The sequence below is a fragment of the Intestinimonas massiliensis (ex Afouda et al. 2020) genome (assembly GCF_900626285.1).
Classification (GTDB): domain Bacteria; phylum Bacillota; class Clostridia; order Oscillospirales; family Oscillospiraceae; genus Flavonifractor; species Flavonifractor massiliensis_A.
On sequence record NZ_LR131147.1, the window covers coordinates 3,017,373 to 3,039,166 of the forward strand.

15 protein-coding genes are annotated in these 21,794 nt (G+C 52.5%); 5 read left to right on the forward strand and 10 right to left on the reverse strand.

Annotated elements, in window-relative coordinates; genetic code table 11:
- Positions 1-9: 9 nt before the first annotated feature.
- On the reverse strand, positions 10-7,275 hold the full coding sequence (locus tag E0E41_RS14895; RefSeq protein ID WP_130870541.1) for an immunoglobulin-like domain-containing protein: 7,266 nt from the start codon (positions 7,273-7,275) through the stop codon (positions 10-12).
- 8 nt (positions 7,276-7,283) lie between these two features.
- Positions 7,284-7,667 (reverse strand): response regulator, encoded by a 384-nt coding sequence (locus E0E41_RS14900; RefSeq protein ID WP_130870542.1) that lies wholly within the window; start codon positions 7,665-7,667, stop codon positions 7,284-7,286.
- Between the two features lie 253 nt (positions 7,668-7,920).
- On the opposite strand from E0E41_RS14900, the gene E0E41_RS14905 reads away from it, so the two are divergent.
- Positions 7,921-8,643 (forward strand): LytR/AlgR family response regulator transcription factor, encoded by a 723-nt coding sequence (locus E0E41_RS14905; protein ID WP_130870543.1) that lies wholly within the window; start codon positions 7,921-7,923, stop codon positions 8,641-8,643.
- Positions 8,640-9,953 (forward strand): sensor histidine kinase, encoded by a 1,314-nt coding sequence (locus E0E41_RS14910; protein WP_130870544.1) that lies wholly within the window; start codon positions 8,640-8,642, stop codon positions 9,951-9,953. The genes E0E41_RS14905 and E0E41_RS14910 overlap by 4 nt, the downstream gene beginning before the upstream one ends.
- 509 nt (positions 9,954-10,462) lie before the next feature.
- Here E0E41_RS14910 and E0E41_RS14915 read toward each other — a convergent pair.
- The 8 genes from E0E41_RS14915 to E0E41_RS14950 form a co-directional block, all read right to left on the reverse strand.
- Positions 10,463-12,334, reverse strand: coding sequence for a metallophosphoesterase family protein (locus tag E0E41_RS14915; protein WP_130870545.1), 1,872 nt, complete (start codon positions 12,332-12,334; stop codon positions 10,463-10,465).
- 20 nt (positions 12,335-12,354) lie between these two features.
- Positions 12,355-13,485 carry a radical SAM protein gene (locus tag E0E41_RS14920; RefSeq protein WP_165450564.1) on the reverse strand — a complete coding sequence of 377 codons (1,131 nt, stop codon included), beginning with the start codon at positions 13,483-13,485 and terminating at the stop codon, positions 12,355-12,357.
- Positions 13,478-14,824 carry a hypothetical protein gene (locus E0E41_RS14925; RefSeq protein ID WP_130870547.1) on the reverse strand — a complete coding sequence of 449 codons (1,347 nt, stop codon included), beginning with the start codon at positions 14,822-14,824 and terminating at the stop codon, positions 13,478-13,480. The genes E0E41_RS14920 and E0E41_RS14925 overlap by 8 nt, the downstream gene beginning before the upstream one ends.
- A gap of 188 nt (positions 14,825-15,012) precedes the next feature.
- Positions 15,013-16,200 carry a tyrosine-type recombinase/integrase gene (locus E0E41_RS14930; RefSeq protein ID WP_130870548.1) on the reverse strand — a complete coding sequence of 396 codons (1,188 nt, stop codon included), beginning with the start codon at positions 16,198-16,200 and terminating at the stop codon, positions 15,013-15,015.
- Positions 16,197-16,427 (reverse strand): helix-turn-helix domain-containing protein, encoded by a 231-nt coding sequence (locus E0E41_RS14935; protein WP_207303228.1) that lies wholly within the window; start codon positions 16,425-16,427, stop codon positions 16,197-16,199. Before E0E41_RS14935 ends, E0E41_RS14930 begins: the two co-directional genes overlap by 4 nt.
- Before the next feature lie 173 nt (positions 16,428-16,600).
- Positions 16,601-17,140, reverse strand: a complete 540-nt coding sequence (locus E0E41_RS14940; RefSeq protein ID WP_130870549.1) for a relaxase/mobilization nuclease domain-containing protein — start codon at positions 17,138-17,140, stop codon at positions 16,601-16,603.
- Entirely contained in the window at positions 17,115-17,375 is a 261-nt protein-coding gene (locus tag E0E41_RS14945; protein WP_130870550.1) for a plasmid mobilization protein, read from the reverse strand. The genes E0E41_RS14940 and E0E41_RS14945 overlap by 26 nt, the downstream gene beginning before the upstream one ends.
- Before the next feature lie 233 nt (positions 17,376-17,608).
- Positions 17,609-19,156, reverse strand: coding sequence for a DUF5906 domain-containing protein (locus E0E41_RS14950; RefSeq protein WP_130870551.1), 1,548 nt, complete (start codon positions 19,154-19,156; stop codon positions 17,609-17,611).
- Positions 19,157-19,381: 225 nt separating this feature from the next.
- Between E0E41_RS14950 and E0E41_RS14955 the strand changes: the two genes are divergently transcribed.
- The 3 genes from E0E41_RS14955 to E0E41_RS14965 are packed head-to-tail and all read left to right on the forward strand — an operon-like array spanning position 19,382 to position 21,700.
- A complete protein-coding gene (locus tag E0E41_RS14955; RefSeq protein ID WP_130870552.1) occupies positions 19,382-20,503 on the forward strand; it encodes an amidoligase family protein in 1,122 nt (373 codons plus the stop codon).
- Positions 20,503-21,414: a class II glutamine amidotransferase gene (locus tag E0E41_RS14960; protein WP_130870553.1), complete on the forward strand. Its 912-nt coding sequence runs from the start codon at positions 20,503-20,505 to the stop codon at positions 21,412-21,414. The genes E0E41_RS14955 and E0E41_RS14960 overlap by 1 nt, the downstream gene beginning before the upstream one ends.
- 13 nt (positions 21,415-21,427) lie before the next feature.
- Complete coding sequence (locus E0E41_RS14965; protein ID WP_242623799.1) at positions 21,428-21,700, forward strand: DUF3846 domain-containing protein; 273 nt, start codon at positions 21,428-21,430, stop codon at positions 21,698-21,700.
- The last annotated feature ends 94 nt before the right edge of the window (positions 21,701-21,794 follow it).

Below are 21,794 nucleotides of genomic sequence, written 5' to 3' on the forward strand. Positions count from 1 at the left end.
TCCGGCCGCTCAGCCCTTGACATAGAGGTAGAAAACGTACTCCGTCCGGTCCTGGGTGCGGAGGTAGAGGGTATAGAAGCCGGTGGTGTTGAGGCTGGCGCTCAGAGCTCCGGTGTAGCTGCCGTTGAGCAGCACCTGGGCGTTCAGCTTCATCTGGGCGACGGTCTTGTAGCCCTGCTTCAGCGCCAGGTATACCGGGGTGTCGACGCCCTGAAGGGTCAGGCTGGCCGTCCCCTTGCTTAGGGTGAGAGTGCTGCCCTGGTAGACGGTCTGGCCGTTGACGGTCAGTCCGATGGGCGCTTCCCGGGTGAGCACCAGGGTGCGGGTGACGGTACTGCTGTTGCCGGAAGCATCCGTGGCGGTGTAGGTAACGGTGTAGCTGCCGGGGGTGTCCCAGGTCACGTTTTCGGCATTGACACTGGTGGTAACGCCGCCCTCATCATTGTCGGTGACGGTGACGCCATCCTGGAGCAGATCCAGGTTCTCCGCACCCGCCTGGGCATAGACGATCTGGCTGGGCAGGGAGATCACCGGGGGAACGGTGTCGGGCAGCGCCACGGTGAGATAGGCGTACAGGGTGTTCTTATCCGTATCCACCGCCTTCAGGACCACAAGGCCCGGATCCTCGGGAAGGGTGAATTGGGTCCACTCGCCCTTTGTCACCGATACAGAGGAAGCGGTCCCCAGGGTGATGTAGGCATCCCGGGTGGACTTCACATAGAAGGTCTGTCCGGTCTGCAGCTTCAGGTCCGCCGGGTCGGTGACGGCGCCGGCGCCGTCCGCATTTTTGGAGTAGGACAGGGCCAGCTTGTCGTCCAGCTTTTGGATGTTCAGAGTTACCTGGGTCACGTTGCCCGCCCGGTCGGTGAAGGTCAGGGTGACCTCCCCGTTCCTGGCGGCCGTATAGGTGTGGGTCGTGCCAAAGCTGCTGTCCCTGTCCGCCGCGGTGTCCTCATTGGTGGTGAAGGTCAGCTCCACGCTCCGCTTGTCGCTGCCGCTTACGATGTAGGTGCCGTCGGTGCCGCTCAATTCCGTATCGCCATTTTTCACCGTGACCACAGGGGCCGTGGTGTCGATACAGGTGACGGCCGGGAGGGTCACGGTCGCGGTCTTTCCGTTCCGGGCCGTCAGCGTCAGCTTCACCGCCCCGGTGTTGGCGGAGAAGGTGATCCGGGCCTGGTTGGCCGTCACGGCGGCGGTGACGCCGGTGGTGCCCCGGGGCAGCGTCACGCTGTCCAGGGCGATGTTGGTGTTGATGACGGCGGTGACAGCCGCGTTGGTGTAAAGGCCACTCTGGGCAGTTGTCCAATCCGTGTTGCTGTACGTCTTGCCCCGGCTCAGCCACTGGATACCGTCATTGGGGACATCCAGGGGTGTGTTGTCGATGCTGTGGACCGTGGCCGTGGCGGTGCCGATGTTGCCCGCCCCGTCGGAGAAGCGGAAGATGTAGGTGCCGTTGGCCTGGAACTCATAGTAGTACTGGCCCTGGTGTGCGCCGCTGGTTTCGTCCTTCTTCAGCAGGTTAGTGTCCAGCACAATGAAATCATTCTTGTCCGCTTCATTCGGCACCAGATAGGCCCAGACATTCTCCCCATTCACCTCGTATGCCGCGGTGGCGGTGGGGGGCGTCTTGTCCACGGCGGGGAAGGTCAGTTCCAAAGCGGCGGCGGCGTTGCCGGAGGCGTCTACCAGGTAGACATAGACGGTGGTCTCCGCCTCGCCCTCCCAGGTGAGGGTGGAGGCGGACACGCTCAGACCGTCGATGGGGTCGCTGTCGTCGGTATAGGCGAGGGTGCCATCGGTGCTGTTCTTGACAATGAGCTTCACCGGGGAGTCATCCCGGATGGAGAAGGCCAGCCGGACGGCCTGGCCCAACTGGTTGGGCAGGTCTGTGGCCAGGCCGGCGGGGGACAGGTCTTCCGCGCCGGTGGACGTAGGCGGCTGGATCTGGGAGTCATAGCTGTTGACCTGGGTCCAGCCGCCGCTGCGCTGGGTATAGAGGCTGACCGTATATTCCGGCGGCGTGATGTCTTCTGTCGGAGGCGTGGTTTCGCCGGTTTCATTCACCACAGCCCAGGGCAGGGTGGCGGTGACGGTTGTGGTGTTGCCCAGCAGGTCGGCCACCTGGAAGGTGTAGGTGCTGCCCTGGGCGGAGCCGATGGGGAACACATGGCTGGTCTCCCCCACAAGCAGCTCCGCACATTGCAGGGCGGCGGTCACCGGGCCGGTGACGCTTTCCGCGCCGCTGCCGGCGTTCAGCAGCTGGCCGTCGGGGCCGTAGAAGGCCACGGTGACGGGCTCCACGGCGTTGTCGATGTTGGTGACCTCCACGGTGTAGGTCTCCTCCCCCATGGTGATGGTCACCGTGTCGTTAGAATTCAGCACCAGGGTGGCGGTATTGCCGGAGATGGCGCCGCTGCCGTTGTTTACCGAGGTGACGGCGGTGATGGCGGCTTCCCCGGTGGCGGTGGCGGTGAGGGTCACCGGCCCCCGGGTGGCGGCGGTCTCCGACAGGGTGACGGAGAGGTCCCCGAAGGGGGAGGCGGAAATGGTTTCCATATACTGGTTGCCGAACACATCCTCATAGGTAATGTCAGCGGTGTCGGTATAGATGGGCAGGGTGTGGGCGGCGGCAAAGGTGCCGGCGGTATCGGCGGTGGGCATCGGGTCCAGCACCCGGATGGGCAGGTCGGAGGTGAGGGTCACCTGGCCCTCGCCGCCGCTGGCGGTGACGGTGGGCTCCGTCGCGGTATAGGCGATGTTCGAAATCGTACAGTAGGCATGGTTGTATTGATTCTTATCTACGCACGCATTACCCAGATTGTCCTGGCAGGACAGGTTGATCTTCACCGTGTCGCTGGTGGTGCCATAGGGGTACTGGCCGTAGATGAGCAGGTCTACACCACGTGTCTTGCCGTCTTCCGTGTCATTATAGGTGGTGGTGTCTTCCACCTTGTAGATGCCGGCATAGCCTGCACCGCTGCCGGTCCAGGTGCCGTTGGGGATGATATCAGGCAGGGGCGTGGTGACGGTGGTGACGGTAGTGCCGTCGGAGTATTCGAAGGTGAGGGCGAAGCTGCTCAGATCCAGCCCCTCGGAGCAGTCTCTGCTGCTGTCATAGTCCGAAACTACCGCTGTCAGGCAGAAAGTGCCTTCGCTCACCGTTACATTGCTGCCTTGGTAGAGGGTGACCCGAGGCGGCAGGATGTCTATGTAGTATCTGGGGTGGACCGTCACTGTGGTAAAGTTGCCGTACTCATCCATCAGCTGGAGCAGGGGGCTGTCTTTCCAATTTTCCGCCAGCTCCGCCCGGGTCAGGTCCAGGCCCAGGGTGCTGTCCAGGGTAACGGTGATGAGGTTGGTGGATGTCTCCATATTCGACTTGGTAGCCGCCAGGCGCAGGGTGCGGCCGTTTAGGGCCAGGGCCTCCTTCGCGTCCTCGCTCAGGTCTGTGAGCTGCATCCGCAGGCCGCCCGCCCCGTTGGGGGTGAACTCCACTTCAAAGGTGGGGTTGGCGTTGCGCACCGTGATGATCAGGGTCTTGGCGGCGGTGTAGTTCCCGTTGGGCAGAAGGGCCCGGTACCGGACGATGTTTTCCCCCTCCACCAGGTAGAGCGTGGTTGCGGAGGACGCCCCCTCGCTGTACATTTGGAGGGTCAACGGGGTGTAGCCCCAAAGGGCTGGGTAGTTCTTAACATGGACGGCATTTTCGCCTAAGCTCTCGTTCCAGATATCGAGGGACACCGGTCCGGTGTTATAGAGGTTCTGCTTGGTCGTGGGCGCGTCAAAAGAGTCAAAGTACAGTGTGGCATTGCTCGAACCGGTGAACCCCAGGGAGATCTGGGTGGCGTCTTCGCTCAGTTCCACCGTCCGGAAGGCCCTGCTCGCGCTGTTGTTTTGATTCAGTTTGGTGGGGCCAAATTCATCGCTGGTCAGGTCGTACATATAGAGCTGGGGGCCTGTAAACTCCTTGGTGGTGCCGTCCAGATAGGTCAGGGACACCTTCACCTGATACTTGCCCGAGGTGTTGTACAGGGGCACGGAGATGGGGTAGACGATTTCCGCGCCGGTCTCCGGCTTTTGGAAGAACTGCTTGCTGCCCGGCACCTCAATGGTGGGATCATCATTGAATTCTGCCGGGCCCATGAGCTCAATGTAGGAGGCATCGTAGTTGATGTCCTGCAGGGCATAGTCGCCATTCCGTCCGGTGGTCAGGGTGATGGGTACCCGCAGGCCGGTGAGGGTCTGCACCATCTTGGAGGTTTGTTGGGTTACCAAAGCGGCGGTAACATCCGTGCCGTCGCTGTCCTGGGGCGTGCCGAAGGTGACGGTATAGCTGGAGCCGGTCAGCACCTTCATATGGAAGGACTCTACCTCGCTCAGGGAGGTGACGTTGACCATACCGTCAGCGTCAGCGGCGGCAATAGCGGTCTCCCAGCCGCTCTTCAGCAGGGTGAAGATGGTGACCGGCAGGTTGCCGTAGGCGCTGGAGGTAGCCCAGCCGCTGCCGCCGGCCGCGTAGCCGCTGAGGGTAACGGACTTGTCGGTTACAGTAATACTGCTCACAACGGCGTCGGGCGCGGCATTATTGAATATATTTTTCCCGCTCTCGCTGCCCGCCACGGTATAGAGGTTATAGTTTCCCGCGCCGTCGCCCAGCACGGCCACCGTCACCAGCTCGTTTTCTTCCGCGCCGCTGCCGCCCTGGTTGCCGGGGGCCGACAGGGTCAGGGACGGGCTTCCCGTGGCCACCGCGGGGTCGCCGCCCAGGGTATAGCGGTTGACGATGGTCAGGTCGTAAGTATAATCCTGCGTCTTAGTAGTGGAATTACCGGCCTTATCCTTAGCGGTAACAGTGAGGGTAGCTGTGCCGCTGTCATTCGTGGCGGAATAGGTGGCGGTGCCGGAGAAACTGGCGGAAGCATTGTCCTGGCCGAGCCGTTCAGACGCTTCGCCTTGATTCCACTGCACTGTCACGCTTGCCAGGTGGGTGCTGTCGCTCACCGAGAAGGGGACAGAGATCTCCCTCTCGCCGGAGACGGTGAAGGTTGTGGGCAGGCTGATCTCCGGGCCGGTCTGATCGAAGAGAATGTCATAATCCACGGTATCGGAAGCTGTATTCCCCGCGAAATCCTGGCAGGTGATGGACACGGACAGGGGTATCTCGCCGGTGGCGGGGTCGGCGTCCCAGCTCAGATTGCTGCAGCAGATATGCAGATAATAGGTATCGTTGGTGGAAGCGGGCAGGGGGTAGGTGGGCTGCTGATAGCTCAGCAGCCGGTAGGCGCTGTTATCCTTATCCGGCGCGACAGCACTGTCGGTAATGCAGTAGCGCACCGTGAAAGCGGTGGCAATGTCGATGCCCAGGATGACCTCCTGCTCGCGGTCCACGCCGGAGCCGCCCGCGTCCGTCACGGTGAAGGGGATGGTGACGTACCGGCCGTTGCCGCTGGGTTCTACGGTTTTTACAGTGACTTGCGTATCCAATACGGCCACCTCAGGCGGCGTCACATCCAGCCCCAGCTTCTCCACCGGGGTCAGGGGCACGGCGGTATTCAGAGGATTGCCCGCCATGTCGCTGAGGGTGCTGCCGCCGGGGGCCTTCAGGGAGACGATGCGGATGGGGCCGCTGCCGTCCAGGGTCATCCCGTCGTCGGGCCGGAAGGACTGGAAGGTCAGGACGGTGCTGTTGCGCACGTCGTTGACGTTGTCCATGGCGTAGGATACGCTGCTGAGGCCCACCTCAACGGGGTCTCCATCGCTGTCCTCCACATTGAGGACGGCGGTGACGCCGCTGTTCTTGGTGAGCTGGGCGTAGCTGTCCCCCGTCCACAGCCCCACCTCTTCATTCAGGATGAGGGTGAAGGCCAGGTAGTCCCCCACGCCGACCCAGGTGGCGGAGGGGGTGATGTCGCTGGGCCACTCCCCATCGGTACCCACCTTGTAGCCCTGGGTCATGTTGCCCGCGGCGTTGAGCCGGGTATAGTCGGGAGCCACGTCGTCCAGGTAAAGGCNCCCCACGCCGACCCAGGTGGCGGAGGGGGTGATGTCGCTGGGCCACTCCCCATCGGTACCCACCTTGTAGCCCTGGGTCATGTTGCCCGCGGCGTTGAGCCGGGTATAGTCGGGAGCCACGTCGTCCAGGTAAAGGCGGCTTTCCAGCTCCCGCCCCGTGGTCCAGCTGAGGGGGTTGCCCGCCAGGTCGGTGACCAGGCTGCTGACGGTGAAATTGCCCTTGTCCATGGGACTGCCGCTCTCGTCCAGCAGCTTCAGGTCATAGGTACCGGTCATCCAGTCCTGCTGGCTGGGGCTGACGGAGGTGACCAGATAGTCCGCCTGGTCGGGCACGGCGTAGGAGAAGATCAGCTTGCTGCCGGTGAGGGCATAGAGACCGGCGGAGATAGTTTGACCGGTGCTCTGACCGCTGGAGGCGTTGATGAGGTCCAGATTCAGCTTCAGATCATCGTGGGCCACGCCGTCGGCAAAGCGGATGGGCTCGCTCATCTCCAGGGTGAGGTAGAGGGTCTCCCCGCCCTTGTAGGCGGTGCGGCTAACCTTATTGCCCGCCCCGTCGCTGACGTAGATTCCGGTGAGGGTGGGCGCTGCCGTGTCGGTGAGGTAGATATAGACCTTGCTCACCTTGGAGCTGCCGCAGGCGCAGTCGGTGGCGCCCATGCGGAAGCGGAGACTGGTACCCCCGGAGGTGAGCACGCCGCTGCTGGTGTAGGTGCGGGCCACCCCATCCGGGTCGTCGGAGCTGTTGCTCACCTTCACAATGGGGGAGGTGTTGTAGCCGGCGTACAGATAGGCCTGGGCCCGGTCGGTCAGGTCCTTGTGCGTGCCGAGGTGCATATGCCGGTCCGCCGTCAGCGAGGCGCTGATGGTGGCGGTGATCTGCATGGTGGAGAGCAGCTCCTTCATGGTCTCCCCCATGTCAGCCCACTGGTAGGTGGTCCACCACTTGCGGTTCTCACTGTGCATATAGGTGCTGGCGGGGTCCAGAACATTCCGGTTCCCGCCGCTGACGCTGACGGCGTTCTGCTCAGTCGTCCATTCGGTAAATTTGCCGTCCACATGCAGGCCGCCCGCCGTCAGCACGTTGGTGCGGACAAAGCTGCTGTCATTGGCCGCCTGGGCGGGCAGCAGGTAGGCGCCCACCACGTCTGGGTGGTAGCCACTGACCGGGTCCGCCGCCCGGGCGGGCAGGGGGCCCACCAGGGACAAAATCAGGCTCAAGGTCAAAATCAGACTGAGCCCTCGCTTTCTTCCTTTCATTCCTCAAATCATCCTTTCTTTCGCTGCTTGTTCCGCTCTACCCAGCGGCTGAGGCCCTCCCGCAGCGTTTCCTCGGTCCATTCGCCCTGCACGAAGTAATCGGCCCGCAGCCGATAGGCCTGCAGGGAGAAATCCAGGTCGCTGCACCAGAGGATGGCGCAGTCGGGGGACAGCCGCCGCAGGTGCTCCACGGCGTTGAGCCCCGCCACTCCGTCCATGGCCAGCACCACCCCATCCGGCGGAGAGGCACGCATGGTGTAGTAGAAGTCCTCCAGCTCCTCCGGAGTTTCCAGACATGGGAAATATCCCATGCGGGCTAGATGGTCTCCCAGCTGTCTGCACAGCCGCATTCGGGTGTCCGGCGAATGGCTCAGTACCGCGACCCGACGCATGTTCCCCCTCCTTTCGGCAAACCCGCGGCTTTGCCTTGTTTTCCTTCAGGCTCCCGCCTGAAACAGCAGAGGCTCCGCACTCCTCTGCACACTGACAGCATTATGGTATGCTTTGGAAATTGGCGAGGTCAAGGCATCTGTCCCGAACTGTAATTTTCCGGCCTGAATTGTAGCCGCAGGAAACATAATTTGCTATACTATTATAAAAGAACATAGATTGCCCAATGGCCGGGCTGGAGAGGAGGGGACAACTATGCGCCTGGCAGTGGTGGATGACAATCCCCGGGATCGGGAGGAGCTGCTGTGCTGGCTCAAAACAGCGCTGAACCAGCGCCGGAAGCCGGTGGAATACCTGGCCTTTGCGGATGGGACCTCCTTCCTGGATGCCGCCGGACGGAAGCCCTTTGATCTGGTTTTTCTGGATATCTACATGGAGGGGATGGATGGCGTGACGGTCGCCCGCGCGCTGCGGGGGTTTGATCCCGACTGCGTGCTGGTTTTTACCACCACTTCCACCGACCACGCCCTGGACGGCTATCGTGTCCGGGCCCTCCAGTACCTGGTCAAGCCCTACCAAATGGCGGAGGTGGAGGAGGTGCTGGAGGAGGTGCTGAACCACCTGCCTCCGGAAGAGGCGGTAATCCGGCTGCACATCGGCCGGCAGGAACGTCTCCTGGCGCCGGGGGAGATCCTGTGGGCGGATCATTTCCGGCATCAGATCCATATTCACCTCAGAGATGGAACGGAGACCGCTGTCCGCATGACATTTGGCGAATTTACCGAGCTGCTCAAGGGTGAGCGGCGTTTCCTGGTGTGCGGCCGGGGTGTGCTTGTCAATCTGGAGCATGTCCGGGATTTTGACGGCGCGGCCTTCCTACTGAACGACGGCACCCAGGTGCCGGTCAGCCGCAGCAGCAGCGAGAGCGCCCGAGCGGCCTTTGGGGAATTCCTGTTCCGGAGGGGGGCGACGCGGTGAATCAGGCTGTACGCGCCGCGCTGGAGCTGGCGGTAACCGCGCCCGCGGGGCTGCTGTGCTTTCTGGCGTTGGGGGAGCATCTGCGCATAGGCAAGGCCCGGCTGATCCTGCTGTTCCTTCTGGTACTGGGGGTGTGGGTTCCGCTGGGAGGCTGGATCTGCGGCCGCCTGGGCTGGGGAAGCAACGTGCTGCTGCTGCCCTCCCTGCTGGTCTTTGCCCTGATCCTGCGGCGGCTGTGTACCCTGCCCGCCTGGAAGTCTGTCAGTGTGTTCCTGGGCGTCTGCGGCGCCTTCTCCTGCCTGGCCAATCTGTCCAGCGCGGTAGACCTCTGGGTGGCACCCGATAACCTCAGCGTCTGGTTTTCCCTGCCGGCCTGCCTGGCCTATAACGGTTTCTGCTGGATATTCGTTCTGGCCATGTGGTATCCCGCCGTCCACGCGGTTCGCCATCTGCTTCGGGAGATGGAAATGCCGGGCACCTGGTATGTGTTCTGGCTGTTGCCCCTGGTCCTCACCTTCCTCAACGTGGTCATTCAGCCCATGGGCATCTATGGCCCACCAGCCGGCCGGAACCTGTTTTTCTTTTTCGTCGTGGAGCTGATGCTGCTGGGCCTGCTGCTGCTGTGCTACCTGATGTTCTACCTGATGGCTCGGGGCCTGGGGGAGAATCTGCGCCTGCAGCAGCAGAACCAATTCCTGCAGATGCAGACTAGCCAATATGAAAATCTCCAAGCCACCATTGCCGAGACCCGCCAGGCCCGCCACGATCTGCGCCACCACTTTACCGCCATTGATGCGCTGCTACGCCGGGAGGAGTGGCAGGAGCTGCGTGCCTATGTGGACGCCGCCGTGGAGAGCCTGCCTGACACGGAGCTGAATTTGTGCGAAAATCCCGCCGCGGACGGGGTGGCAGGCCATTATGCCGCCCTGCTGCGCCGGGAGGGCGTACCTGCCGAGTACATTCTGGATCTGCCACGCCTGCTGCCTGCGGATGAAATGGATGTATGCGTGGTGCTCTCCAACCTGCTGGAAAATGCTCTGGAGGCCAATCTGCGCCTGCCTCCTTCACTGCGCTGGGTCCGGGTACACGGGGAAATCCATGGAGATATCGTAGTATTACTGGAGGTGGAAAACGCTTACTCCGGCGAGATCCTGGAGGACAAGGCCGGGATACGTTCCTCCAAGCGCCCGGAACATGGTATCGGTTTGCAGTCTGTGCGCCGTATTGCCGCAAAAAATGGCGGCTACTGCAAGTTCCAATATGACGGGACGGTGTTCCGCGCTCAGGTCATGCTCCGGGGAGAGCACTGATGGTGAGGTAAGGTCTGACACCATGGATTCTCGCCCCATTATTTAACGGATTAGCTATTATACGCAAATGGGCGGCGGATCACAAAATCCAGGATACTACTAAAAATCTCCACCCTAAGGCGCCGGACAGTTTATCGCTGTCAGGACACCAACTGGGCAGTCCTCTGCGTTATCATCTACAATGTTCTTCCAAAGTTCCTGGAGGAGTTGAAGCAGCTTTGACCCAAACTGTGACCCATATTGGTTTCGGACTAGGCGGAAATAATGGAACAGTCAGTGTCCAACAGCATCTTCATCCCCAACGGAAAGGGTACAAAATCGCTCAATGGAACGGAAAGCGCCTCCGATCCGCAGCTCATAACCCGGAGGTCGGAGGTTCAAATCCTCCTCCCGCAACCAGAAAAAGCACCGCAATCCATTGGATTGCGGTGCTTTTTTATACTTTTTAGGTCTTTTTATTTTTGCATTTCTAACACATTTCTAACGCGATAAACATTTTATCCTTCCAACTAGTCCAAAATCGCCATTGACGCAACATTCCAAATAGATGACGCTAACTTTTTTAAATCAACCGCTGTTGGTACATTAAACTGGTCTCTTTTCCATTCATTAAGAGTCATACTATCTATAATATCATTATGTGTGGTACCCTCCTCAGAAAGTTGTTGTAAAATCACAAACATCGTATAACACCAAAATCCAAAATTTCCCTCTCTAAGATTGTCTCGTATTTGCTCTTCGGATAAATATTTATCAATCTCTTGCTGCCAACGTCCCGTAGTTTCATCGGCCATTAATGTTGGAATCAAAATAGAGCCTATTTCACTTCTGTGACAGATATAGTTCCATTGCCTCAATTCATCTGCCCCGGCAACAACTAGACATTTCTGGCTGGAAAACTCTTTTTCTGAAAGATACAGAACTACTGATAGCTGCAATATTGGAAGAATATAGTCAATTACAGGTAGTTGTTCATTTGAGTCTTTGACCTTTTGACTGTATTCTTTATTCTTCAGTTCTTGAAGATCTTTTTGCTTCATTTCTTCACTTAACGAAATAAAATTATGTAGGATGTTATCAGATCTTTGAGAATCTTCTGTTTTAAAATAGCAACTAAGATACTTATATTCTAAAACAGGAACTTCTCGTTTTTCCATAAGCCTTTGTATCGACTTTTTGAATTTAGCTTTATCCCTATCCTTTAGTGCCCTTGTTTTTGTTCCGCAATCGGAAATAAGAACAAAAGTTTTCCATTGATAGCGCTTACATAGAAGCCTCATAATTTCAATCTCTGCCTGATGAATAATCGTAATCTCTTTACGCGGCACTACTGGCCAAATTAAAACTCCTCCCTCTCCTAAAGTATTTTCATTGCATTGCTGAATACGGAATTCGAAGTCTCGCAACTTCTTATGCAAGAAACTGGGGGTTATTTTTTCTACCTCCGCCGGTTTATCCCCATCTACTTTCCTTTTCATCGTCTTTTGTTGAATTGGGCCTGCGCTCCATTCATCATTCTGATAGTAAAATGGTTGGACACTAAGCTTATCATCTTCCAAATCATAGCAGGCAAAGCTGTTTTTATAATTGCCATCTAGGAAAGAAGCTCCGCAAGCAATACAATATCCATCATTAGTGCGAGCGTTATTAACGCTGACTTCCGTCTCATGACAATGACCGCATAAAATTAAATCCGAAATACGTTCAATTGCAGTGTATGTTGGCATACCATTGCCATATTTCCGTTGTTCAAATGGCTCAATAGATTCTGAAGGATGATGCATAACCGTAACGGTATAGGAGGCTTTATCAATTAAATGTGCGGCTTCAATATTTTCCAAAAAGCTTTTTCCAATCCAAGTTCCCTGATCTGATTTACACCAAGCAGAATTTAAAACAAGAAAGTCTATATCAGAGAATTTGCATACACCAACCAAGTAGCTACTTTTATCCTTAGTTAATTGAGGCTTTGCCACATTTAACCTTTTACAAAATTCTTCAAATTTTCTAAAGGGCACAGAAATAGTCGGCAATGACTCCAGATTATATGTCCTGGAAGCCTCTTCCATGGTAGACGGTATTGAAAATGCTGCACCAAGCTCACGGTCAAAATCATGATTACCAGGTGCAATAATAGTATTACTTGGTTGAATGCCACTTTCTTCAAACAAAATGCTGAAGAATTCGTAAGCTTCGTTATACTCATTTTCTTTTCCGCGGTATGCAATATCACCTGATACAACGAGATAGTCGACACTCCTTTCCTTTGATATTTGCAAAATCACATGTCTAAGTTTTTCTAAGCAGTTTTTGCGAATATTGTGGGCCGTATTTGAGGACTCATTTCCAAAGTGGAGATCTGAAATATGTAATATCCTCATTTATAACACTTCCATTCTCTCTATCCTATATATCTTTCAAAATGCTGTCCCCAACTGAACCCTCTAAACGATTCCATATTGGGAGATTTGGGAAGGTTAGGATCAATAATTCTTTTTCCCGCACCATGCTTGCCTTCTGTGCAAAACGAACCATCTGGCAATACTAAAACTACGTTGTTGTTATCCCCATTTGCAGCTGTATAATTAATTCTGAGATCCGTCCAATAGTTTTTCGCTCTTTGTGTTACACCATTAATAAAGTACTTATTTTTTCGACTAATTTTGTCATCAATATCGCTAAATGCCAATTTATCTTTTACTGTACCATTACATATTTGGAGTTCAAATATTCTCCAATTTTGAATCCCTAATTTCCAAAGTTTATCTCCCATACCTATCAAATCATTCGCATTTTCTTTTGTTAACACAGTATGAATAGTAATATTCACCTTGTTTTTCAGGAGAAGACACACAGTATTAATAACAGAAGAGAAAGTTTCTTCTTCTGATAACCCCGTTTTTAATGGGCGCACCTTCGATTGGCATTTCGTCCGAAGAGAATCCACAGAAACTCTTACATGGACCCTATTCTTTTTTATTATTGGTAACAACTGTTTAATTTTGTCGAAGCAAAAACCGTTTGTGTCAATAACAATCCCGGTTCTTCCTGCTAGACATTCAATTGCCTCGCTTAAATGGGGCGATAAAAACGGTTCCCCTCCAGACAAGACAACATTTAACGGCTTTAAATTTAAAATATTCTCTGCAACCTCTTTTGCCGAAATGTTGTCTGAAATCATTTCATTATCGATAATATCATTTGCATAGCAATATAGACAGCGGTGTGTGCAACATTTACTAATCAGCCAATTGATCGTCAATGGTCGACGAAGCTTTTCCTGCGGAGGACCGGACCAACTAGACGCATCCGGTAAAAGTTGAGTCAAGCCAGCAGTAAATTTATTTGACAAATATTTTTGACTCACCTTGGCAGCTAATCGGGGAAGAGTTATGTTTTCTCTTATATAACCGCCAATAGAATCATTAGAAATTGCATATATTAGTCCGTCTGTCTCGCAATACGCAAAAAAGCCTACGCCTTCATCGCAGCGGCAATAAAAGTTTTTGTAATGGATTACATCCTCAAACATCTCCGCCCCTCCATATCTGAATAATGTGTTCACAATGCAGAGACATTCTGCCTTTAGCATGAGGATTTTTAGCTCCTACGTGGGATACCTCCTTGCTTTTAATACACTTAGCATTAAACCCAAGGGACTGCCACAATTCTATAATAAAATCTGATACAGGAACTTCAATATTCCGGATAGCATTATTCGTCACAATAATATATCCAAGGAACCTATCAGAAAACGCAGCAGATATATTTTGATAAGCTTTTTCCAAATCGCAAAAATAGTTTCTATAATAAGGAATATAGTAGGACATCATATCCATTTTTGCCTTTTTGTTTAGCCTCAGGTTCTTTAGTTTTCCTAAAAAAACTTTGGCAGTCTGAATCGATAACTGCTCCGCTTGCCGATCTTTAACTGTATTTGTTCCAATTATCTGAGATGGGATTACCTCAAAATGAATCAGATGTTTATTGGATAGATTATCGATAAAAAAGTTCTCTGCGGAAAACATCTTTCCATAGTCGCTTCCATTTGGATATGGAGGAGATGTAAGCATGCCATGAAATTTGTTTTTTGGAAAGCAGTAAGACATCGCGTTTCCATAAATGCAAGTATTATTCCATTTTTCTTCGCCCCAAATAATTTGACTATATTCTTTAAAATTAGTCTCCAAAAAAGGAAGAAGCATATTGTTTAGATAAAAAAAATAATCCGCATCATATCCTCTAAGAACAGCCACTCCGCCATTGCGCTTAACGTATGCTGCATCGCCCTTTTGTGCAGTAGATAAACGCAAAACAATTGGGAGCATAATAGCTAGGGCCATCTTTTCCACTAAAATTGTATCAGCAAAAAAAGATTCCACAATCTTCCTATTTAAATCATATAGCAAATGTAATATGCGGAGACCTTCAGGACCAATCCAATCATTTGAAACTTCAGCCAAGCATTTTGGGACCGGCCACTCTTCTTTTGTTGCTATAATTTTATTCACTATAGCAATCAATTTTTCACTGTTCTCGGGTTGCGCAATAAGTTGCCAGAGATGAGCCGGCAAATTAATCTCTACCAGAAAAGATCCAAAGCCGCTCTTCCTTCCATACTGAAGAATTGTCCCATATCCCGCCATAGGGTCTAAGACTTCGGATATCCCATGATCAGCTAAAATTTGTGCACATTTTCGCGGAGTTATTTCGTCAGGAGTAGTTTCCACATCATTAAATGCAGCATAAGTCCGCTTTCTGGAAAGAAGTGCACTATAATTTGAATTCATCAAGCAAGTCGCGCTAAAATGTCGTTTCAAATTAACGTCTGTTTCAAAATTCTTTGCAATCTTTTCCTCTCTACTACTCATAATTACTCTCCATATTGTTTCTGCTCTGTCCCAACACAATAGTAAGGTACAGGATATGTTTTTCTAATTCTATTATAGTCGATAATCTCTAAAAAGGGCAAGTGGAAAGGCCTATATTTCCATTATAATACAAATAGAATTAAGTAGCATTTACGGGGGGCATGAAATGCCCCCCGTTTTACCTATTTCTACGTATCGGAATTTTTTGTTTGCGTAGGTAACAATGCTTTAAGTTTTTCCGAATAAGTATTTGCCATCTGCATGTGTGCGGTTGGTGCCGTATGCAAGTAGGTATCCGCCGTAAAATTATAATTGCTGTGGCCCAGCCAGGTCTGAATATCTTTCAGGGAATAGCCCAGATACAGCATGATGGTGGCGCAGCTGTGGCGGAGGTCATGGAATCGAATGGGTCGCAGTTCATACTGTTTCAAGAGCTGCTGAAACTTCTGGGACACATAGTCAGGCTGCAATAGGTTCCCCATGCCGTCCACACAGACAAAGTCCAGATAGGTCTGGTTATAGGACGCACCACACAGATTCTTTTGATACTGCTGGGCGTGATAGAGGTTGACAAAATATTGATAGGTATACGGGCAAAGGGGCAACGTCCGCTGGCTGGTCTCCGTTTTGGTCACACCATCCCGCACAACCGTTTTAATCTGATCGTCGATTTTCTCTTTTACAACAGTAGCGGAAATAGAAATCGTCCCAGCGCCGAAATCAATGGCCGACCAGCGCAGGCCCAACAGTTCAGACCGACGCAGGCCATAGAAGCTGGCCAGAAATATGGGAACCGCAATAGAGTCATGCTGCGTCGCCTGAAGAAGCTGCGCCACTTCTTCCACACTGTAGGGCTGTGGTCCGTGGTATCTGACTCGTTCAGGCTTGTTTGCAAAATCAGCCACATTCTCACGGATATACCGATGCTTGACTGCCCACTGCAAGGCCGAGCGGATGACCGCATGGTGCTTGATCACTGTATTGGGGCTCAGGCCGCCAGCTATTTTGAAGGTATAGTAGTCCTCCAGATCTCCGGCGGTCACACTGCTTACCGTGATTTTTTTTGGATCAAAATAAGGGGCCAAATGCAGGTTCAGAATATTGACGTACTGATTGTAGGTCGTAACTGTGATGTTGGGCCGATCCATTTCGATCCATGCTGCAATGTGCTTGCTGAGAAGCGTATTCATAGGCTCGACATTCTCAATACCCTGGTACTGGGCCAAAAGCTCATTCAGCCGGATCTCTGCCTTTCTTTTATTCCCTTTCACATCCAGGCCCAGTGAGATCCACTTCTGAACCCGCTTCCCCTGTTGGTCTTTAAAGTTCAACACCCCATAGTATTTTCCGTTTTTGATCTGAAGGCTGCCGGTCATGCCTGCTCACCTTCTTTCCGCACTACACAGCACTGCCGGTTCATATAGTCGATCAAAGCGCTTTTTGGTATCTTATAGGCATTCCCAATCTTGAAGCTCTGGATTTCTCCCGTTTCCAGGAGTTTGTATGCACCGATTCTTCCAATCCCCAAAGCCTGCCGCAGGTCTTTGATACTGAGTACGTCAGGATAATTTTCAAACAATTTGTCTTTTTCATGCTGTTTCATCACATATCACCTTTCTTGATTCCAAATTGGTTTTTTTAAGTGCTATTTGTCTGTTCGCTGGGTTTTATTTTTTACCAACGGGCAAAAACTCCGGTGTGCATTGTCCTGCACACCGGAGTACTTGCATCAAGAAGATAATATGTAATTACGATCTGCCGCACTGACAGAAACTTTCAGAACAGTTCTTCTTCCCATTCTGTTCGGTCTCTGAGCAATTTCACTTTGCAGCCATAAGGCTCAAGGATATGTTCTACATGCCGTACAAAGCGATAATAATCTTCTTTTGTTCCAGGGTATTTTCTCCCTGTCCTGTAATTGGTTGTGTTCATCACAAAATGAATATGTACGTTATCTGTATCCTCATGTACGGCATAAATAACCTGATAGCAATCCCCATAAAATTGGGCAATTGGATAAGCCAGCTGATAGGCCAGCGCCAAAGCGTGTTTTCTGGATCGGTACAATTCTCCATTCTCAAAGGCAAGAATCATGTGGCGGAGATGTACACCTTGGTTCTGGCCAAAACAGGCTGATAAAGTCTCCATCTGTGCAGCAGCATATAAAACATCCACACCAATTCCTCCGATGTAGTGTGACGGCGTCTTTTCTGGCCTCAGGACGTAGCTAATAACATCATGAAAGGAATCTCTGTCGTGATACTTCCCTCCAATGTAGCCTTCCTGCTCTTTATGTCGGATCTTCAAGTAAGCCATACAGAACACCTCCCAGGTTTTTCATCTGCTCACGGGAATCCGCTTCTAATTGGTCCGCCTCATAATAGATCTGACACGCAATTGAAGCAATTTTGGCTTTTAGACGGTCGGAAATGATTGGCCTATCCAGCCCCTTGGATAACAGATACTGGCTGATGGAAAGATTTGATTGTTTTGCATATTCGGCAATCTGTCGTTTCTCTTGTTCTTTTACATATACAGATATTTTCCCCATTAAAATACACTCCTTTTCTAAATTTAACTAGGCTATCTTCCGCCTGACGGCGGTTAAACTTCCGTCGGGGAAGGGACATGACCCTTCCCCTAACGGGTTTACTTTATAGTTCCTTTCAAATCATTTTTTATCATTCAGAAAGAGCTTCTTTAGCTTTGTAGCATTTCAAAAAACAAAACAGACTGAAAAAGGGTGTTGTCTCACCTTACGGCAAAACAACACCCTTAATACACTTACACTTCTCGTTCCTTTACAAGTTTTCCATCCTCATCACGGATTATTTTATATAGCTTAATGCCTTTATACCCATTGGCATTTCTGCCGTTTTCCCTCCACCTGCTGCTTTGAATTTTGTTCCCATATTCCGAATAAAGCAGACGTGAGAACTCCGCAGTACTGTCTAAAGCAGGATAGCCATGCTCTTCACAATATGCTTTGTATGATTCATGTAAAATCTGTGTATGTGTCCCCTGCTGATCCCACCCACAAAAATAGCAGCAATCCTCAACAAACCTGTTTATAACAGTGCTATTTGAGATGCTTCCATCAATCTTTGCTTTAAAGCTCCCTGAAAAGTGATAGTTGTTTTCTTTCAGTGCCAAATAATGTGACAATGCCTTTACTGCTGCGTAATTTCTCTCCCCATTCATTTTCTCTAAAAGGTGACTGTCTCGTTCCCCTTCATCCACAGCATATTCAAACGGAATACACACAATACGTTCCAAAAATGCATCATCTATTTCACGGAACTTTAGCCGATGGTTCGTCGAGAACAAAAGCTTACATTCCCCTCGATAAGCACGTGCATCCTCATACTTTGACTCAAACGTCATTAAGTCTCTTCCGGTCATCATCTTTATATTTGCCACCGCACCCAAGGGCAGCATTTTGTTGGGTAGATCCATGGATAGATTTAAGGCACTTCCAAAAAGTTCTTTGGGGTAGTACTTTGCTCCCAATCTGGAAATATCCAGTGAAGTAACCCGTCCTTTCGGAAAGAATCCTTCTATAAATCTTCCCAGAACACTTTTCCCCGAATTGGGAACACCTTGCAGCAAGAAAAACACTTTACCGTTTGTGTCAGGTGCAAGAATATATCCAATCATTTCCCATATGCGAGCAACTAATTCCTGGTTTCCTCTAGTAATCGAAAATAAGAACTGGTCAATATTAGGGGTTTGATATGGAGCGTTTGAAAAAATATCTGGCCGCATATTAGAATACCCATTTACGACCGGCATAGTGTACGGAACTGTTGTCTGACCTTGATAAGGCATTGTATATGAAGAAAATTGGCTGTATCCTGTAACATTTTCTTGTCTACTCAGGCCAAGTTCCTGGAGTGTAGGAATACGCGCTTCTCCAGTGAGCTGTCCAGCAAACAGTCGAGCATTGAGACAATAGGTAATGCTAGTGACTGGAAATGCTGTGTCTGGCGTACCTCTAAATGGTACAAACCTATTCTCAAAGCAGTTCCAAGCGCCATCATCAAATCCCCGCCAACCATCAGCCTCAGCAGGGGTACTCTCATCAAGATCTTCTCTTTCTATTAAATATACAACCGCCTTGACCTTTGAGGCGGTTAGGGTCTGTAGTTCACTCTTTAACCGACGTATGATTTCTTTTTCTAGTCCAATATGATCTAGTTTCTCATAATATTTCCCATTAAAAATGTGAATATCGCCGTTAATTCTTTTCAAAATTGATTTCTCTTTAAATCGTTCCGCAAGTTCGAAATCACTCCACTTTTTAGCTTTCTCTTTCACAGGTAAATCTTTCATGACGGCAGCTCCCCAATGCACAAAATTGTGTTTTTATTATATATCATTCTTGTATTAATTTAAAGTTTTAAAACATTGGAACGTCAGAACAAAAGCGTTCTGACGTTCCAGCTTGTTGTTGATTTGATATATATGATGTTTGTAATTCATTTTATTTTTAATTAGATATTATCTCCATGAATGACCCCGAGGCGATCGGGGGTAAAAATCATGGAGGTAATTGATATGCAAGAAGAAAGAACCTGCGGCCTGTGCGGAGAGCCCCACCCTGGTGAAGATCTGCATCCCTTTGATGACATGGAGCTCTGCAATTGCTGTCTGGAGGAGCGGACGCTGATCTGCCGCCACTGCGGAGAGCGGATCTGGGAGGAGGACAACGCAGGCAGCAGCGAAGTCCCGCTCTGCCAGAGATGCTACGACAACAACTATACCAACTGCTGCCGGTGCGGAATGCTGCTCCACGAGTCCCAGGCCTACTACGCGGAAAACGATGACTATGACGAATCCCCGTACTGCTCGGACTGCTTCCACACCCTGTCCGATGACTCCCCCATCCACGACTACTATTACAAGCCCAGGCCTGTTTTCTATGGGGAAGGCCCTCGTTTCTTCGGGGTGGAGCTGGAGATCGACGGAGCCGGAGAGCTGAAACGGAACGCCCGCTCGCTGCTGGAGGTAGGCAATCAGAACGGAGAATACCTGTACATCAAGCACGACGGTTCCCTGGATGACGGCCTGGAGCTGGTGACCCATCCGGCCAGCCTGGAGTATCAGATCCGCCACATCCCGTGGGCAGAGGTGTGCGGGCAGGCGGTATCCCTGGGCTACCTCAGTCACCGGGCCAACACCTGCGGCCTGCACGTCCATGTGAGCCGGGCTGCCTTTGGCACCGAGAGCTGGGAACAGGATCTGGCCATTGCCAGGGTGCTCTACTTCTTTGAAAAGCACTGGGAGGAGCTGCTGAAGTTTTCCCGCCGGACACCCCGACAGTTAGAGCGATGGGCGGCCCGCTACGGTTACAAGGAGCAGCCCATGGAGATCCTGGATTACGCCAAGAAAGGCTACCATGGAGGCCGCTATACCTGCGTCAATCTGCAAAATCCGGATACCGTAGAGTTCCGGATGTTCCGTGGGACGCTGAAAGTCAATACAATCTTCGCCACATTGGAGATGCTGAACTGCATCTGCGATGCGGCGATTTTTTTGTCTGATGACGAGATGAAATCCCTGGCATGGACCACCTTTGTATGCGGAATCCAGCCGGAGCGGTATCCGGAGCTGGTACAGTATCTGAAAGAGCGGCGGCTCTATGTGAATGAGCCGGTGGAGAGCGAGGTGGAAGCCTGATGTGTTGCCTGTTTGGCCTCATGGATTACCGCCGTACCCTGAACGGCCGCCAGAAATCCAGGCTGGTTTCCTGCCTGGCTACGGAGAGCGAAGCCAGGGGAACTGACGCTGCTGGCATCGCCTATAACGCGTCAGGCCGCCTGCGGATCTATAAACGCCCCGGTCCTGCCCACCGGCTCCCGTTCCGCATCCCCGAAGACACCCGGGTGGTGATGGGCCACACCCGCCTCACCACTCAGGGCAGCGCCGCGCACAACCGCAATAACCACCCCTTTGCCGGGCGGGTGCCAGGGACCAGATTTGCCCTGGCCCACAACGGCGTTCTTTACAATGACCTGTCGCTGCGCAGAAGCCATGGCCTGCCCTCTACCCGGATCGAGACGGACAGCTACGTGGCCGTACAGCTCATTGAGCAGCAGAGAGCCCTCACACCGGCCAGCCTGAAGGAGATGGCAGAGGCGGTGGAGGGCTCTTTTGTGTTTACTATACTGGATGAGCAGGACAATCTGTACGTGGTCAAGGGGGATAATCCATTCTGCCTGCTCCATTTCCCACGGATAGGACTCTATCTCTATGCCTCAACCGAGACGATCCTGCAACAGGCAGTGGCCCGTACCTGGCTGCGGTGGGAACAGGCGGAGGAGGTATCGGTCAGCAGCGGCGATATTCTGAGCATCAACCGGAGGGGAGAGGTCCAGATAGACCACTTTGAAATGGGATGGGAGTTGTATCCCCATTGCAGGCGCTGGGGCCGATTTTCCCCCTGTCCGCCCGAGCCGCGCTATCTGGAGCAGCTGAAAAGCGTGGCGGCCTCCTTTGGCTATACGGCAGAACAGATCGACCAGCTTCTGCTGGAGGGGTGGTCCACCGATGAGATCGAGGACGCCCTGTACGGCTGCGACTATCTTTGAGAGGTGAGACGGTATGAGGGTATTGATTGTGGAGCCGGGAAAGGCCCCCCGGCAGGGCGAGTTCAGGCGGAAACTGTCATCCATGCAGAAGGTGGTGGGCGGCACGATACAGGTGCTCTATCCCTTTGAAGAGCCTGTGGCTCTGGTCTGCAACGACGAGGGCAAGCTGCTGGGCCTGCCTGCCAACCGGGCCCTGAGGGATAGGGATGGAAAACTGTACGATATTGTGCGCGGAACCTTTTTCTCTGCGGCGCTCCTCCGGACAGGGAGGATTTTGCCAGTCTGACAGAGGAACAGCTGGAACAGTACCGGCAGAGCTTTCTCCACCCGGAGCTCTTTCTGGATCTGGACGGAGAGATCCTCTGCCTTCCGCTGTAAGT